Raw genomic sequence first — 17,696 nt, forward strand, 5'->3', positions numbered from 1 at the left:
CATTTGAGTACGTCGAAATAGCAAATGTAGTATCAACAACAGCAAGCCCTAATTACCGTTCCCCAATCAAGGTAAACGCCGCCCAATTCACAGGAGAAGGAAATTTCTCCTTCGTTTTCAACATCGCCTGACGCAAAGCCAGCGCCTTATCTGGTTGAGTTTGCAAACTCTTGTAAAACTCCACCATTAAATATTGTGTCGGTTCATCTGGTACTTGCCACAGGGAAACTAACACGCTAGGAACACCTGCAGAAATTAACGAACGGGATAACCCAATTACCCCATCACCAGAAAGTTTACCTTTCCCCGTTTCACAAGCACTGAGAACGACTAATTGAGCTTTTAATTTTAAATCTAATATTTCCTCAGCCGTGAGTAAACCATCATCCTTTCCTGATGGCGCAAGCGCAATCCAGCTACCTAAACCCCGGTTATCATCAGCCCAACCGTGAGTAGCTAAATGAATTACATCTGCTGTTGATAAGCGTTGCAGAATATTTGCTTTAGTCGCATCGTTACCAATAATTGCTTTAGTTTTTAACATATCAGCAATTGTCTTTGCTTCTTTTTCTGCGCCTGGTAATGGCTTTAACTTTGTTGCAGGTTGACCCGGTTCTGTAGAAACTACAGGCATATTTGGATTACCAACAATCAGAGCGTTATTATAATTTGTTGTTTTACCTTGATTTAATTGATGGGTAAAATCTAACACTTGAATTGCTGGCGCTGTCAGAATAGTATGTTTTTCAATTAGAGATTTACCTTGTTCATCCATAAGTGCGGGGAAAGGAACAAGAAACAAACTACTTTGCGGGACAAAAGTTACACGTTGATTGGAGTCAGTTGGTAATAAGTCAGCGATGGGTTTAATTAGTAGTTGATGGAGTTTTTGTAAGTTATATCTTTGGGCTTTTTCATTATTAGGGTTATTGAATTGTGATTCAAAAATACTCCTGTCGTCATCAACTACGCCCAAAGAGTCGCGGGTGCTGAAAACTAATTTATCTAAAGTTGTATTATCTTTTTGCCATAGGGGTTTAATATCAACTTTGCGGAATGTGACTTCACCTGTAGGTTTGATAAGCCAAATATAAAGGTCTGATTCTTTGAATTGTTGTTTACCTGCTACTTTGAATTCCTCATAAATAATAGAATATTGCACAAAAGTGACATTTTGCTGTTTAGAAATTTGTTTAATCTCAGCAATTGTCAGTGATGGGGATGATTTATCCGCTTGTTTATTATTAGTAGATACACGAAATGCTAACAACTCAACAAACGCCCTAGCGCGACCGCGTTCAGCAATTTCTAAAGCAGCATCAGTTTTATTTTGGGCGATGAGGACTTGTTGTAAACTTCTGTAGGTGTTGGTTTGGGTGTCAAAAAATAAGACTTTATTGGTATCAGCTAACTTTTGATCTCGCAAAGATTCTCTAACCTTAATTCCGTCATAAAGGGTTTTCTCGGCTGCGCTGAGATTTCCTTGTTTGTAGAAAGCATATCCTAAATTATTTAAAGAGTTTCCTTCCTCTAATCGGTTTTTAATTTCACGGGCGATCGCTAAACTTGAAGAGTGGTAATCAATAGCTTTTTTGTAGTCTCCCAAAGAAATGTACGCATTACCAATATTACCTAGCGCTTTCCCCTCGCTGTGACGGTCTTTTATTACATGGGAGATTTGGAAATACTGTTGATTATATTCAATGGCTTTTTTATAGTCTCCCAAAGAATAGTAAACATTACCAAGATTACCCCACACTTTCCCCTCACCTTGAAGGTCTTTTATTTTCTGGGCAATCCTTAATTGCTCCTGATATTTCTCAATAGATTTCGGGTAGTTTCCTTGAGAGTAGTAAGTATTGCCAAGATTACCCAGTGCATAACCCTCGCCTTGAAGGTCTTTAATTTCACGGGCGATATCTAAACTCTGTTGGTTGTATTCAATAGCTTTGGGGTAGTCTCCCAAAACATAGTAAACATTACCAAGATTAACTAGTGCAGAACCCTCACCGTAACGGTTTCTGATTTTCTGTGCGATGCTTAAAGACTCCTGATGATACTCAATTGCTTTTGAATATTCGCCCAAATTGAAATAAGCATTACCGAGATTATTCAGTGTAGTACCCTCACCTTGAAGGTCTTTAATTTCACGGGCTATTTTTAAAGATTGCTGATAATACTCAATTGCTTGTGGGTAGTTACCCAGAGCTAAGTAAGCATTACCAAGATTAACCAAGGACTGTAACTCGCCTTGGGAATCTTTAACTTCCCGTGCAATTTTTAAATCTTCATTATGATAATAAATCGCTTTCTTATACTCTCCCAAATTGTCGTAAGCATTACCCAGATTACCTAGTGCTTTTCCCTCATACTGACGTTCTCCAATTGCTCGAAAAATATTCAGTGCTTTCTCTTCATACTCAATAGCTTTTCTATAGTCTCCTAAAAAATTGTAAGTAGCACCAATACTATTCAGCGCCTTACCTTCTCCTTTCAGGTCTTTGATTTCACGGTAAATAATTAGTGCTTGTTGCCACGATCGCAATGCTGCTTCAAATTGACTGATTTGAAACTGTTGTTTAGCTTGGTCAGACAGTTTATCTGCCTCGGCTTTCCGCGCCTGTGGGGTTTGCGCTAACACCTGGGTTATTCCCACAATGGCGCTGTGGTTAATGGGCGCTTGCCCAATGGTGATGAGTAGAGTAATGAGGGTAATCAGTGCGATTTTGTGTATTTTCATCGGTGTTACTGAGGTAATCCTGTCAGTAACATATATCTCAGTGATGGTTTAGGCTATGCAGTTTTGATGAAACTTTGTTTTTGGCATCAACGGCAGCAAAACAATGTTACATTACCCACATCGTTGGTTGGTAGGGGCACGGCATCCACAGATTTTCGCTGATACAGATATCTGATCGGTGCCGTGCCCCTACGGCGGACTGGGGGGCGATCGCATTTCCCACATATACAATCAAAAAATCGCCTTGTATAATTAAAAACCTTTTGCCCTCTGCCTGGCACTGAGCGAAGTCGAAGTGCTGCCCTCTGCCTTCCCATAAAAAAAAGCCAAAAATAAAAGGCTGGTTGTCAACTAAAACCTTTTATTTTTGACTCGGTGCTAACCTTTCTTTGTTGTGTCGGGGGGACATTTTAGCCTACGTCATCGTGGGCAAATCTGTTAAATAGGAAGTCCAGGGCATAGTTCCGCAGCTTGTAATATTCTGGATCTTCCATGATGCGGGCGCGATCGCGGGGACGAGAAAAGGGTATTTCCATGACTTCTCCAATCTTGGCGTGGGGGCCATTGGTCATCATTACCAATTTGTCGGCTAAAAATAGCGCTTCATCAATATCATGGGTAATCATCAACACTGTGCAGCGATTATCACCCCAAATCTTCAGTAATTCTTCTTGTAATTCTTCTTTGGTAATTGCATCTAACGCCCCAAAAGGTTCATCTAAAATCAAAACTTTGGGACGAATCGCCAATGCACGCGCAATCGAAACGCGCTGTCTCATACCACCGGACATTTGCATTGGTTTCTTTTCCATTGCATCCCCCAGTCCCACCATTGCCAAATGTTCCCGGACGATCGCTCTTTTCTCCTGTTCTGGTTTTTCAGGATACACTGCATTTACAGCTAGATAAATATTTTCAAAGGCTGTGCGCCAGGGAAGTAAAGCATAGTTTTGGAACACCACCATTCTATCCGGGCCTGGTTTGGTGATGGGTTGACCTTCTAGGAGTACTTGCCCTGATGAGGGAAAGTTAAAACCAGACACCATATTTAACAAAGTGGATTTACCACAGCCAGAGTGACCAATTACACAAATAAATTCACCTTTTTCGACGTTGAGATTCACGCCATCAAGTACTGTGAAGGGGCCTTTTTTGGTGGGGTAAACTTTAGAAACATCTCTAATTTCTAGGAAAGGCTGACGGCTGCTTCCACTGGCGTAGCTTGTTCTTTGTGCATCTCTGGGGGTTTCGGCTAATCTTAAGTTGCGGTTTTGCATAGGGGTAAAGAAAGGTGAGAGATTAAGGTGTTGTTGCGGGGGTTTTAGGAATTTGTCTCACGCAGAGGCGCGGAGGCGCAGAGGTAGAGAGAATAGAAGGGTGAGATTGAGTCTTTGAGGCTGATTAATGAGTCTTTGATACTGATTAATGAGTCTTTGATACTGATTAATGAGTCTTTGATACTGATTAATGAGTCTTTGAGGCTGATTAATGAGTCTTTGAGGCTGATTAATGAGTCTTTGAACCTCATTAATGAACTTCTGAGCCTCGTTAACGGAGTGCAAAACTGAAATTATGTAGGTTGGGTTGAGGCTTTGCGAAACCCAACATTTTCGCGGTTTGTTGGGTTGCACTCCGTTTAACCCAACCTACAATGTGGAAAAATTATTTTGAATTTTGAATTTTGAATACTTCGACAGAGCTTCAGTACAAGTTTTGAATTTTGAATTCCCCCTACGCTGCTGTTCTGCGCGGTGCATCGAGAATAACTTCAGCAACGGAGAAGTCGCGCTTGATGTCTAAACTGTTGAGATAGGAGATTGGATCGTCAGCGTTAAATGGTTTACCATCAAATAGCTGAATCGGTTGGCGAGTATAGCTGATATCTAAACCTAATTCTCTGGCGGCGGTGCTGAAGACGCGGACGCGACAAACTCTTTCCACAACTTCTACCCAGTTTCTGGGGAAGGGAGTATCACCCCACCGCGCTAGTTGACTCATAATCCAAATTTGTTCGGTACGGCTGGGGCGGTTGATTGCCGACTCAGAATAAAATTGGTGATGGGCGTAATCCCGTAAGGGGTGGTCTAAATCACAGCTTAAATTTTCCGGATCTTCGAGTTGAATATACTCTATATCGGTGCTGACATAATCCCTACTGGCTGTAATTCTTCTAATTTCCTGGGCATTTTTGGGATCTGCACAGTAAACGCAAGCTTCTAGTAAGGCTTTGGTTAAGGCAATATGGGTATTGGGGTAAGCTTCCGCCCAGTCTTCCCGGACACCGAGAACTTTACCGGGGTGTCCTAGCCAAACTTCTAAATCTGTGGCTACGGTAAAGCCAACACCTTCAGCTGCGGCGCGGTAGTTCCAAGGTTCGCCGACGCAATAACCGTCAATACTACCATTTTGTAAGTCGGCTACCATTTGCGCTGGGGGAATGGTCTTCATATCCACATCAATATCGGGGTCAACTCCCCCAGCTGCTAGCCAGTAACGCAGCAGTAAGTTGTGCATGGATGCGGGATGCACCACCCCCATGATGTGGCGTTGTTCGCGGGTACGCAGAAGATATTTTTTAAAGTCTGATAAGCTTTGTACACCTTGGTCGTAAAAGCGTTTCGCTAAGGTAATAGCGTTACCGTTACGAGTCATGGTGAGGGAACTAACTACGGGTACTGGCTGGTTTTTATGTCCGCCCAATGTTAACCACATTGGCATACCCGAAGGCATTTGGGCTGCATCTAAGTAACCGCCAGTGATACCATCTTCAATCCCGCGCCAGCTTGTTTCCCGGACTAGGTTAACTTCATCTAAACCATGCTTGGCAAAAAAGCCTTTTTCTTTAGCAACCGCTAGAGGTGCGCAAGCGCTGAGGGGTAAGAAGCCAATTTCTAAGTTAACTTTTTCTAAACCATGACGAGAAATATTTGCTGTTTTCCGCGCCCGAATTTTCTTGATGCGTTTCTGCTGGTTGAGGAAGTAAATCATCTCGCTGCGCAGAATGTAGTAGCTGGGATGTTCTACTACTTCCATCCGTTTGCGGGGTCTGGGGATATCTACTTCTAGGATGTCACCAATTTTCGATTCGGGGCCATTGGTTAACATGACAATTCTGTCAGATAACAATACTGCTTCATCTACGTCATGGGTAACCATGACTGCGGTGACTTCGTTTTCTTCGCAGATTTGCATTAATTGTTCTTGCAAGTTCCCCCTGGTTAATGCATCTAACGCACCAAAGGGTTCATCTAGCAATAATAGTTTAGGACGAATTGCCAGAGCGCGCGCGATCGCTACCCGTTGTTTTTGTCCCCCAGATAACATCCCTGGTTGTTTATCAGCATGGGGACGCAAACCCACCATATCTATATGTTTCTCTACAATAGCTCGGCGTTCCGCAGCCGGCATCCCCTTCATCACGGAATCCACAGCCAAAGCAATATTTTCTCTAACAGTCCGCCAAGGTAATAAAGAATAGTTTTGGAATACCACCATTCTATCTGGGCCTGGTCTGGTGATTCTTTGTCCTTCCAAAGTAACCACACCTTCCGAAGGTAAATCTAACCCCGCAATCATATTTAACAGCGTAGATTTACCGCAACCAGAGTGACCAATTAAAGAAACAAATTCACCTTTTCTAATTTGTAGGTCAATTCCTTTTAGGGCAATATATTGACCGCCACCAGTTAACTCAAATACCTTATCAATTTGATCGACAGCAACGAATACGCTCATTTTTATTTGTCCTTTGTCAGTTGTGAGGCAGTGTGTTGGGCGGGTTTCCCGACTTGAAGCAACTGCCGAACCCGTAAGGGTCAGTTGTCAGTTGTTATTTGTCCTTTAACCATAGTCAGTAGTCAAATAACTATTGACTATTGACTATTGACCATTGACTAATAATTATTTCTGCTCTGCTGGTAAAATTAGGTTTTGTACCCAAGCCATTAATTTATCGAGGAGTAAACCAACTACACCGATATAAACTAGAGCCAAAATAACTTCGCTGACGTTGTTATTTTGATAAGCATCCCAGATAAAGAAGCCAATCCCGACAATACCTGACATAACGATTTCTGCCGCGATAATCGCTAACCAAGCCAAACCAATTGCAATTCTTAAACCTGTGAAAATGTAAGGTAGTGCAGCAGGAATTAAGATATTAGTAAAGTATTCTTTGCGGCTTAATTGCAGCACTTTAGCAACGTTGTTGTAATCTTGAGGAATTTGAGTTACACCCACAGCAGTGTTAATTAATATCGGCCAAATTGCGGTGATGAAGATTACGAATAAAGCTGCTGGTTCGTTTTGGCGTAAAGCTGCTAAGGAAATAGGAACCCAAGCTAGAGGTGGTACAGTCCGTAATAATTGGAAGATGGGGTCTAATGCTTTAGACATTGTTTGATTCACCCCAATCAAAATACCCAAACCAATACCAACAATTGCTGCTAGCGTATAGCTAATTGCTACCCGTTGGAGACTTGCCCAAATCTGCCAAAAAAGACCTTTATCTGTGCCGCCTTTGTCATAAAAAGGATACAAAATCAATATCCAAGTGTCTGTGATAACTTGAATTGGCCCTGGTAATGTAGCGCCGGGAGTCCAAGCAAAAAGTTGCCACACACCCAGAAATATGAGGATAGCGATCGCAGGCGGTACAACATTGGGAAATTGTTTTTGCAGCCGGGATATAAAACCGTTATCAAACTTAGGGTTTGCTGGGCGTTTTTGAGCAATTGTCATAAACTCTTATCTCCTAATTAATGTTGGTATTTGGTATTTGGTGGTATTTGGTATTTGCTATTGAAGATTTGTCATCTGTCACAGGTCATTTGGCATTGGTGATGGGAATAAATTGAGCTAATGACTGTTGACGGTTGACGGTTGACTGTTGACTGTTGACTGTTTACTGTTTACTAAACACTGACCTTTTTAATCTTGAGGCTCTTGAGATATTCTTCTGGTTTTTCGGGGTCAAATTTACTGCCATCAAAAAATTCTTCAACACCACGAGATGTATTTGTGGGAATATCAGCCGCCGCAATGCCTAATTCTTTTGCAGCTTCTTTCCAAATATCTTCGCGGTTAACTTTATTAATTAACTCTTTGGCTTTAGCCGCATTATTGGCGATGTAATCTTTGGGTAAGAATCCCCAGCGCACGTTTTCTGTAATGAACCATAAATCATGGCTCTTGTAGGGATAAGAAACGCTACCTTTTTCATCTTTCCAGTAGTAAGCCGCCATTGTTTTATCATCAATTTTGCGACCATCACCCATATCATATTTACCTTGATAGGGATCTGCCAAAATTTCTGGTGAGGGAAGGTTGAAATAATTACGAGCAGCAAGAATTTGTGCAGCTTCTTTGCGGTTATCAAAATTATCCAACCACTGCTGCGCTTCCATGATGCCTTTGAGTATGGCTTTGGTTGCTTTGGGATGTTTATCTACCCAATCGGCTCGTATAGCTAAGTATTCTTCGGGATGATTTTTCCAAATCTCTGCGGTTAATGCAGCCATGTAGCCAATTTTGTCTTTGACAATGCGGAAAGGCCAAGGATCACCTGTACTAAACGCATCCATTGTGCCGGTTTTCATGTTAGCTACAGTTTGCGCTGCAGGTACGGTGAGCAATTTCACATCTGCATCGGGATCTATACCACCGGCTGCTAACCAGTAGCGAATCCACAAATCTTGGTTAACGTGGGGGAAGGTGAAAGCGGCGGTGAAAGGTGTAGAAGACTTTAGTTGGGTAAATATGGACTTAGCGCTAGCTAACTGTAAACTAATACCTTTACCTTGGTGCTTATTTGCGATCGCAATTCCATTCCCATGTGTAATTAATTGACACAATACATACATGGGAATTTTTTGATTACCCTTGGTAATTAAACCTTCTGTAATTAAATGAGGCATTGGCATTTGCCATTGACCTCCATCAATCCCACCACCAGCCGAGCCAATTTCTAAGTTATCCCGTGCTGCACCCCAAGAAGCTTGTTTGGCAAGTTCTACATTCATGCCATGCTTTGCAAATAAGCCTTTTTCTTTAGCAATAATTAGCGGTGCTGCTTCTACAATTGGGATATATCCCAATTTAACTGTCGCAGTTTCTGGCTTTTGTTCGGGACTAATATTTGTTACTGGCTGTGCTGTTGCTGGTGTTGTCCCACCACTGCCAACATCCTCAGGAGGATTGCCCAAACAGCCTTTGAGGAATACCGCACCTGCAGAAGCTCCGGCGGTTATGATAAATTTGCGGCGAGAAACTTGATTAAAAAATTCCGTCATGATGTCTCCTTAAAAGTGCAATTTAAGTTTTTATGTATGGCAATTAAGACAAGAAAAATACTATTTCTTGCATGTCTTAATTTTTAATTTGATCTATTTTAGGTACACAGATTTTCGTCATTCCTAAAAGGAATGGCGAAGGCAACTGTTGTAATTATCAAAAAAACTTTGGGAATGAATAGATTAGAGTTTGGGCAACGGAAGAGGTATCACTTAACTTGTTAAATTTAGTTTACAGGTAGTACGGTAGAAATGGTTAACTTCGATCCTCTTTTTCTTAAATAAATATTAGATTAGATATATAAGTAAAATTTTATCTTTCACACTTAAAGTTGCTGTCAAGCTCTAATATATAAATTTTTCTCTATGGATTTGATTATTTAGACAATATGAATACATATTTTTAGGCTGTTTGCATTTCATTTACAATCATCATTTACGCAAATTTTCAATAATAACCATTGTATGAATCTATAATTAGCAATTTGACTCATAAACTAATGTAAACAGATAGAAAAGCCCAACAGTTTATAGTTGGGCTGTAGTAATTTACCGGAAAATACGGAAATATTGAGGCTTTATTCTCTAGATTTTGTAGGGTGTTTTATGGACTTTAGTCCTAAGTATCAAAAATTGAAGATTGTAGGGGCATGGCACAGCCCATACGTGTCAACTTAACGTAAAACCCCCATTCCATCTAGCTCCCATGCTCTGCGTGGGATCTGAGATTTATGAGGCTCTGCCTCAATTTATTAGAAGACGAGGCGGAGCCTCGCAATACGCATTTCCAGCCGGAGGCTGGAAACGAGATAGAGAAGGGTTCTGAGCTTAAGTTGACACCAATGGGCACTGCCATGCCCTCTAGAATATATTGATGTGTCGCAAACATTATTTGAATTGGTACAAGTATATTTTCGTTTTCTAATTCACAGACAAGGGGTTTGCATAATTAATCGGTGTTCTAGCTGCCGATGAGTGCCAAAAATAAAGCCCGCAAGGGCGGGCTAAGAAAGAAATATTATTAACTTGTTTTGCAATATTACCCAATTGGTAATCTCGTAAAACCGTTACTTAGTTGCTGTTTCTACAGCCGTGGTAGATTCAGGGATGGGATTCGTGGATGAACCAAAGGCAACCCGTAAAAAAGGTGGAGCGAGGAAAGTTGTCAAAATTACCATGATAATAATCGACACCTCCAACGGCTTATCCAAAATGCCGCTAGCAGAGCCGATGCCAGCAAACACTAGACCCACCTCTCCTCGCGGAATCATCCCAACCCCGATCGCCACTCGATTGATGCCGGGTTGTCCAAACACTGCCCAACCTGTGATCAGCTTGCCAATAATCGCCACCACCATCAAAAAGACAGCAATCAATAGTCCTGCCCTATTTTCCGGTACCGCAGGGTTTAAAACACCAAGGTCGGCACGCGCTCCCACCGTCACAAAGAAGATTGGTACCAGTAAATCGGCGATTGGTTTGATCAATTCATCTAACTCGTTTCGGGCATCGGTTTCATCAAGCACCAAACCCGCCGCAAAGGCACCTAAAATCGCTTCGAGATGAATAGCGTTGCCTAAAAATGCCATAAAGAAGGCGAAGATAAATGCTGGAATTACAATATTTCCACGGGTTTTGAGCTGATCTACGATCGCCACAAAACTTTTGTTAAAGATACCGCCCAACAAAATTGAGCCAATCAAGAATGCCGTAGCACTGACAATCAAGTAAATGACATTGGCAACATCAATCTCACCGGTTTTGGCTAAACTGGCGACTACAGCCAGGACAATAATGCCGAGGACATCATCAATTACCGCCGCGCCAACAATGATTTGCCCTTCTTTGGATTTGAGTTGACCTAACTCTGACAACACTTTAGAGGTAATGCCGATACTCGTTGCAGTCAACGCCGCCCCCGCAAAAATTGCCGGAATCGCCGCCACATGAAACAGCAACATCAACCCTGCTGTGCCCGCCGCAAACGGTGCCGCAACTCCCACACAGGCAACAACCGTGGCTTGAATTCCCACTTCCTTCAGTTGCCTTAGATCGGATTCTAGTCCAATTTCAAACAACAAAATAATCACGCCGATTTCAGCTAGAACCGAAATCACTTCACTTTGCGACTCAAAGATTCGGGTCAGCGCATCCGGTGCCAATTGATTTAATCCTTGCAGCGCTGTCATAATCACCGAGTCAGAAGCAGACAGCCCCCCTTCGGGAAAGATCACCAGGTGCAACGCCGAAACGCCGACAATCACACCGGCGACAAGTTCCCCCAAGACGGGGGGAAAATCCAATCGCCTAGCGACCTCTGCGCCGAACTTACTAGCCAGATAAATCACCACCAGCGTCAGCAATACGCCGGACAGAATAATGGGTGAATCCTCAGCAACAACAGTCGCCAGGAATGGTATCGGAGCCATGAGAGCGGCCATTCCTTCACTGAAAGGAGGCAGAATGTTAGACAAAATCATGAGTTTAAAGCAATGAAGGTTAAGGGTTTGAGAAAGTTATAAAACTGCGGGGGGAAGGACTTCTGTGCTAGGGTCAACGTCCTGCGGACAAGAAACACACTCACTCAAAAGCCGAGGTCATGACCTCGGCTTTTGGGGTCTGCATCGTCTTGATGCAACAGATGTCTGACCCACAGAAACTTGCACTAATGGCTGGCTTGTTCCTTTTATGGCGCGTCATTTCGACTCAACAGCCATCTGGCCCGCAGAAAGTTCTCCCGTACAGTACCTCTGCTTCACAGATATAGATAATGCCCGCATAATCGGTGAAAAACTTGATGGCGACCTGATCCGCAATCTTCTCTGCCATCTCCCGATTTTCGGTGAGTACCTCGAACTTTACATTGGAATCGGTGTCCGCAGTGTTGGGTTTACCCGTAGAGCGCACGTTGCGACTGCCTTTACCGCCAGTATCCACCACCGTATAACCGGTCGCCCCGGCTTCATCAATGATCTTGGCGACCTTTTTCAGCAGAACCTTTTCCGTGACTATGACGAGCTTGTTGGCACGCTTGGCCATGTTGCTTACCTCCTGAAATGATGTAAATTCATCTACTTGGTCTGCCCCGTCAAGGGAACGCTGACAGACCGTGACCCGTCTGGGATTAGCCGCCGATTGCCTGGGCAAGTCCGAGGAAGAACGGTATACACAAGCCGATCGCAACTGGCGTACCAATGGCTGTGGATGCGCCTATGTAGGCGGAGGGATTGGCTGAAGGGATACCGGCTCGCAACGTGGGCGGCCCTGAGATGTCTGAACTAGAGGCAGCGATGACAGCCAGGATAACGACACCGCCCATGCTGAATCCCGCGACTTGGTGGGCAATCATGCCGAGACCGAAGGCTATTAACCCATGCACAAACGGTGCCACCACACTATACACAACATACCACTGGGCGACTTTACGCAGTTCGCCAACTCTTGACCAAGCTTCCATACCCATGACCAGCATCAAGATTGAAAGCAAGCCACGAAAGAGGGGATCGTAGAAGCTTTTATAGACACTTTCCGGCTGGGTGAATATGCCAAGAGCAAGGCCTAACAACATTGCCGATAGGGCAGGCCCCCGGAGGCTTTCCTCGATAATTGGCCATATCTTGACCTTATTATCGCCATCCCCCTGCTGCTGGCTGAGATACTCCTGCCGGCTGCCGGGATAATCTTTTTTATCGGGATAATCGCCAGCCACAACAGGCTGCTCAATAGAGTAGGCTGCTTCTTTACGCTTCTTCTTGTTGAGATAAATATTAGCCACAACAATCGCAGTTACGAGCGCTGGGATATCCATGAAGGGATAGAGTGCGCCAGCCCATGCCTCGTATGCCATCTTTTGTTCTTCCAGTACCGTCAGACCGGCAGCCATTGTAGAACCACTCACGGCTCCAAACAATCCCCCAGTTGCGATCGCATCAACGACTTTGACCTTTGGCAGCTTGGCTAACGTATAACGCGAGATGAATACAATCGTAATCCCTGTTATTACAGCAAAGATCATGGGTAACACCATCTCCGTCAGATTAGAATTACGGATCGCAATTCCACCGGTTAGACCGATTTTGGTGAGCAGCATGAAGACGATGATCGTACAAATTGACTCTGGAATTACCAATTCGCTACCAAGGGCAGCAATGATCATCCCACCAATCAAAAAGGCGAGTGTTGGGGACTGCAACTGTTTAACGAAGTCCATTACAAATAAGGACCAAAAATCCACGAATACCTCCTTCTCCTCGGATGAGGATTATTGCAATAAATGAACTCAATGAACTTTGTCTGTATAGAAATTCTTCTATCGTTTTAGATCGCTGGCACCGCAAAGCCAGTGGTCGGGGGCAGCAGCCCGACAAGTCGTTGCAGAGGCGGAATAAAAGTTATGTTTCTGAAATTGATAGTATTGCTTACAGACATGATATGTAGGTGTTCAACACAAAAAAGGTTAGATTTTAAGCCCCAAAAACAAGAATTTACTGTTTTTAAATTTGCTTTGAAAACAGGATGATGAAATCAGTCCAGAAAAATAAGTTTTCTGGAATTAATTATGGAAATTAAGTCTGATGAGCAACGCCAATCTCAGATAGAAAAGGCGTTGCCAAAAGACTCATTGAAAAATTGATGATTGGTGTTGCTGATGAATGTCATTGAAAGCCATTTAGAATAGCTTACAGTGTTTAATCCCTACATAGATCATTTACATAGGTAATTATTAAATAAATATTTAGATTAATAGCATAGAGAAAAGTTTATATATTTTCCCTAGTTATCGGACTGATAATTAATACTAAGTAAAGTTATGTATGGCATGAAGTGTGAAGGTAAAATACTTGTGTAGTCCAGACTTCAAGCAATTAATTCTTAGACTACACAACCGTCAAAATTATCCAGCCGACTTTTCCACGCGCAAACCAAAGTAGGTGAGAACTAGTTCACTCGTACTATTGTTCACGACTTCGTGAACTTCCCCTGGTTCTACAGCTACACAGTTACCGGGAACCAAAGCATATTCTTTACCGTCAACGTAGATAACCCCTGCACCAGCTTCCACAAAGAACACTTCAGACATATCTTGATGGGCGTGGGCGGGGGCGCTTTGTCCGGGAGCAAAACGCGCTTGAGAAAAGTTCGTTAAATGGGGTAAGTCCCCCAGCTTTAGCATGACTTTTTTCTTGATTTGGGGATTATGAGATACGGGTTGTTCTGGTAATTCGTTCAGGGAAGTGGTAATCATTCAGGTCTCAAATCATTGGATAGTTCCACAATACCCCTAGAGCCATCTATCCGTACTCGCTGCCCATCTTGGAGTAACCAAGTAGCGCCACTTACATCCATAATTGCGGGAATTCCGTATTCACGCGCAACGATCGCACCGTGAGAAAGTCTACCGCCAGCTTCGGCAATTAAGCCGCCAGCCCTTACCAATATTGGTGCCCAGGCGGAGTCTGTGTAAGGTACTACAAGAATTGTCTCTCTATCTATTGTCGGTAGGTTTTGTAAATTGCGTAACACCTTGACTTTCCCTTCAGCTTGTCCATGACTGGCGGGAATTCCTTGTAAAACTTGATCGGAGTATAAGGCTGAGGGGGCTAGGGGATGGGGTGGTGTATGACCGTAAACTAAAAGAGGGATTTGGGTAATTTGGCTATCTTGAGAAAATTGCGATCGCCTTTTTTCGAGTAATTTATGTAATTGGTGACTCAGTTCTAAATCCGTCGCTGTCACTAAATTACCAATTTCCTCTAATTCCAAGAAAAAGATATCGCCAGCTTCTCTCAGCAAGCCAGATTTTAACCAAATCTGCTCTAAAGCGATAAAACTCCAGCGTAATTCAGCTAATAGGCGCGAATAAACCTCAGTTACTCTGCCTTTTAAATCCACGCGCCGTTGGACATTTCCTCGTTTGCGTTTCCCAGAAAATACTTGATTAATCGGATCTACACCATCTATCGCCGCGTCACTTCCCTGCATTAATTGCACAAACAGCTGTTTAACATATTCGGGGTTTTCTTTCCAAGTGCTAACGGAGATATCTGTACCCACTTCGCTTAAATAGCCGTAGTCTTGCAGCAGTTCGTTAAAATCGTAAATAATATTTTGTCCTTCTGGGGTTGCTTCTAACTGCTCAAAGACTTTCTCTGGCTCAAATTCGGGTAATACTTGTTTGGCATTTTGGGCTAAAGCACTGAGCGATCGCAATACGGCTACCTCTGGTGCCACACTATTATCAATCTCTCCATCTTTGACGCGATAAATTTTCTGTCTAATCGCCGCGCTGATAGGAGCGAAAATACTATAGTAAGTGGCAAGACGCAGCACTTCTAAAATCATGTCCACTCGCGCCAATAACTCTGCTGGCTCTAGTGCTTCAATAGATTCATGGGCTAATTGAGATAATACCGGCACAAACTTCTCGCGGTAATCTCGCTTAAAATCGGTTTCTAAATCCATTTCTCGCCGGATTAACCGCAGCAATCCCGGTATATTCTGTAAAGTCGAAAGTATGGGCGGTTTACTTAAGCTATCGCCTCTGGTTAAAAATTCTAAACTTTCTGGCGGTAATCCCATCCGCAAAAATATCTGTCCTAAGAGGGATGCGTTAAAGTACGCTCTGGAGTAATGCAGAGTTGCAGTTTCGGCAAAATCTAATCCTAAAACGCGATCGCCTAAACCTAGTGTAAATATTTCCCCCCAAACACCACAAGTTAAAGGACGGTTCACCGACCAAGTTAAGGGATGAATCACGCCGGGGATAACTTCAGCAGCGATTTTTCTTGTCCAAATGGGTAATAAAGTGGTGATGGGTCTAGCTTGTAATACCCACAAAGTTTGACCGTCATAACTCCACTCAATATCTTGGGGGATACCGTGGTAACGTTTTTCTAAACGTCGAGCTAATAATGCGACTTGTTTAATTAAGGCTTGTGGTACTCTTCCTGCACCTTCTAATTGTACGGAAGAGAAATTTTCTGTTTCTACCACAAAAGCCCGATATTGTTCTGGGGTGACTCTGCCAGAGACAACTTGACTGGCGCTACCGGGTAAAGCTTCAATGACAATGGCATCGCCTTGCTGAGTGATAGGATCGCGACTAAAAGCTACACCAGAATAGACACTTTGGACTTGTTGCTGAATCAGCACCGCCATTGCTTGGTCTGGTAAACCGCGATCGCGTCTATATTGTACCGCCGTAGGACTATCGTAGGAAGCTCGAACTTGAGCGATCGCTTCTGCTAATTTCTGTTCGCTGGTAACATCCAACACCGTTTCATACTGTCCAGCTGCTGAAGCTTGTTCCGAATCTTCGCCAATGGCTGAAGAACGCACTACTAAAGGCGATAATTCCGATGGCTGGAAAAAGTCGATTACTCCTGTGGGATCGTCTTCGGGAGCAAGTACCCATCCTTTAGGAACTGGGTAACCCCAACGCTTGAGTTGGGATAGCGCTGCTGCTTTATGTCCAACTTTTGTCTCATCTAACTCATCTTTGAGAGACATCAGCTGAGTTTCACCGCCCAATAATTCCAGCATCGCTTTCGATTCTGGTTTTGCACCTTGGGCTGGAAGTTTAAGATCGTCAGGAATTCTGAGATAAATCCAAGCTAATAAGCCAGCTAAACTAGCCGCAGCGATAACGCGGGGAAAATCTTCAATATGCAATATTAAGACAAATAGGGGAAATAATAACAAAACACCAAATTTGACGATTTTTTTCGATTGTAAAATCATCAAACTAATAGCGGCTAAAAAACCTGTAAACCCTGCCACTAGCGGATCGTGTACCAAAAATCCCCAGACGACGTTTGTTGTACCGGCTCCTTTGCCTAGAGAATATCTACCAATTACCAAGGCTATCAGGGCGATGATTTCCCAAGTCGATCCTTCGCTAAAAAAAGCACGGGCGATGAGAACAGCAGCAATCCCTTTAAACGCTTCTGATAATACGGCAAGAATCCCTACCAGTTTGCCACCGTGGTAAAAAGCAGCTGACACACTGATATTCCCCGTACCGAGTTTTGCTAATTTCCTCCCTGTTAGGGCGTAGGTAATCCAGGCAATTAGCGGTAACGCACCCAGTAAGGGGCAGACAATTAAAATCGTTAAGGCACCCCAAAGTTCAGACATCTTGGATTTTTGATTTTAGATTTATTTTGCACTTGGCATTTTGCATCTCAAATCTCAAATCTCAAATCTTACGGAAATTTTATTGATGCTTTCAAGGGCGCTTTGAAGAGTTAGGCAGGTTACACTTAGCTGAGGCAGAAGCCATCTTCGCCAGTGACCTGCCAACTGACCAAATACTAAGCAGCTAACTCTTAGTTTAGCGCATAAGCCGCTTGTAGTGCCCAAATAATTAGACCAGCGATTGAACCCAATAGCAGCACAGTAGAGATAGTAACCACTTTTGGAGAATCAGCTCCATCAAATTTCATGATGCCACGATTTAAGTCGGACATAGCTTTGTAAGCCTCCTTTGTTACAGTGCTAATTTGTCCGTTTTGATTGTAGTCTTTCTGTTTAACGATATTATTAAAATGTCATGATTATTTTGTTTAAGCTTTGCAACGAAAAGCGCCACAAATTTATTCATATCTTTAAAGATAAAAGTAATATTTTATACTAAGTGGTGATTAGTCATTGGTCATTTGTCATTG

The 17,696-nt window shown here is 43.1% G+C and carries 10 protein-coding genes; all 10 read right to left on the bottom strand.

Annotated features, from left to right (window positions below):
- Positions 1-52 precede the first annotated feature (52 nt).
- The 10 genes from AACW45_RS01480 to AACW45_RS01525 all read right to left on the bottom strand — a co-directional run bounded on the left by AACW45_RS01480 (position 53) and on the right by AACW45_RS01525 (position 17,166).
- Entirely contained in the window at positions 53-2,740 is a 2,688-nt protein-coding gene (locus tag AACW45_RS01480; protein WP_190626951.1) for a CHAT domain-containing protein, read from the bottom strand.
- 410 nt (positions 2,741-3,150) lie between these two features.
- On the bottom strand, positions 3,151-4,017 hold the full coding sequence (locus AACW45_RS01485) for a nitrate ABC transporter ATP-binding protein (RefSeq protein ID WP_190626953.1): 867 nt from the start codon (positions 4,015-4,017) through the stop codon (positions 3,151-3,153).
- Positions 4,018-4,471: 454 nt separating this feature from the next.
- Complete coding sequence (locus tag AACW45_RS01490) at positions 4,472-6,475, bottom strand: ABC transporter ATP-binding/substrate-binding protein (RefSeq protein ID WP_190626955.1); 2,004 nt, start codon at positions 6,473-6,475, stop codon at positions 4,472-4,474.
- 165 nt (positions 6,476-6,640) lie between these two features.
- Complete coding sequence (gene ntrB / locus AACW45_RS01495; RefSeq protein WP_190626957.1) at positions 6,641-7,480, bottom strand: nitrate ABC transporter permease; 840 nt, start codon at positions 7,478-7,480, stop codon at positions 6,641-6,643.
- A gap of 173 nt (positions 7,481-7,653) precedes the next feature.
- A complete protein-coding gene (locus AACW45_RS01500) occupies positions 7,654-9,030 on the bottom strand; it encodes a CmpA/NrtA family ABC transporter substrate-binding protein (RefSeq protein ID WP_190626959.1) in 1,377 nt (458 codons plus the stop codon).
- Between the two features lie 1,067 nt (positions 9,031-10,097).
- Positions 10,098-11,510 (bottom strand): cation:proton antiporter domain-containing protein, encoded by a 1,413-nt coding sequence (locus AACW45_RS01505; protein ID WP_190626960.1) that lies wholly within the window; start codon positions 11,508-11,510, stop codon positions 10,098-10,100.
- A 226-nt stretch (positions 11,511-11,736) separates the two neighbouring features.
- Positions 11,737-12,069 (bottom strand): P-II family nitrogen regulator, encoded by a 333-nt coding sequence (locus AACW45_RS01510; RefSeq protein WP_190551385.1) that lies wholly within the window; start codon positions 12,067-12,069, stop codon positions 11,737-11,739.
- An 85-nt stretch (positions 12,070-12,154) separates the two neighbouring features.
- The gene (locus tag AACW45_RS01515; RefSeq protein WP_190626962.1) at positions 12,155-13,264 is read right to left on the bottom strand and encodes a sodium-dependent bicarbonate transport family permease; all 1,110 of its coding nucleotides are present in this window, start codon (positions 13,262-13,264) and stop codon (positions 12,155-12,157) included.
- Between the two features lie 660 nt (positions 13,265-13,924).
- On the bottom strand, positions 13,925-14,275 hold the full coding sequence (locus AACW45_RS01520) for a cupin domain-containing protein (protein ID WP_190626963.1): 351 nt from the start codon (positions 14,273-14,275) through the stop codon (positions 13,925-13,927).
- On the bottom strand, positions 14,272-17,166 hold the full coding sequence (locus AACW45_RS01525) for a glycerol-3-phosphate acyltransferase (protein ID WP_190626965.1): 2,895 nt from the start codon (positions 17,164-17,166) through the stop codon (positions 14,272-14,274). Before AACW45_RS01525 ends, AACW45_RS01520 begins: the two co-directional genes overlap by 4 nt.
- Between the last annotated feature and the right edge of the window lie 530 nt (positions 17,167-17,696).

It is taken from the genome of Calothrix sp. FACHB-168, from assembly GCF_963889195.1.
GTDB lineage: Bacteria > Cyanobacteriota > Cyanobacteriia > Cyanobacteriales > Nostocaceae > Aulosira > Aulosira anomala_A.

Bases quoted from the DNA above. Each gene is read 5' to 3' on its own strand.
- AACW45_RS01480 (WP_190626951.1), bottom strand. From the start codon at position 2,740: ATGAAAATACACAAAATCGCACTGATTACCCTCATTACTCTACTCATC.
- AACW45_RS01485 (WP_190626953.1), bottom strand. From the start codon at position 4,017: ATGCAAAACCGCAACTTAAGATTAGCCGAAACCCCCAGAGATGCACAA.
- AACW45_RS01490 (WP_190626955.1), bottom strand. From the start codon at position 6,475: ATGAGCGTATTCGTTGCTGTCGATCAAATTGATAAGGTATTTGAGTTA.
- ntrB (WP_190626957.1), bottom strand. From the start codon at position 7,480: ATGACAATTGCTCAAAAACGCCCAGCAAACCCTAAGTTTGATAACGGT.
- AACW45_RS01500 (WP_190626959.1), bottom strand. From the start codon at position 9,030: ATGACGGAATTTTTTAATCAAGTTTCTCGCCGCAAATTTATCATAACC.
- AACW45_RS01505 (WP_190626960.1), bottom strand. From the start codon at position 11,510: ATGATTTTGTCTAACATTCTGCCTCCTTTCAGTGAAGGAATGGCCGCT.
- AACW45_RS01510 (WP_190551385.1), bottom strand. From the start codon at position 12,069: ATGGCCAAGCGTGCCAACAAGCTCGTCATAGTCACGGAAAAGGTTCTG.
- AACW45_RS01520 (WP_190626963.1), bottom strand. From the start codon at position 14,275: ATGATTACCACTTCCCTGAACGAATTACCAGAACAACCCGTATCTCAT.
- AACW45_RS01525 (WP_190626965.1), bottom strand. From the start codon at position 17,166: ATGTCTGAACTTTGGGGTGCCTTAACGATTTTAATTGTCTGCCCCTTA.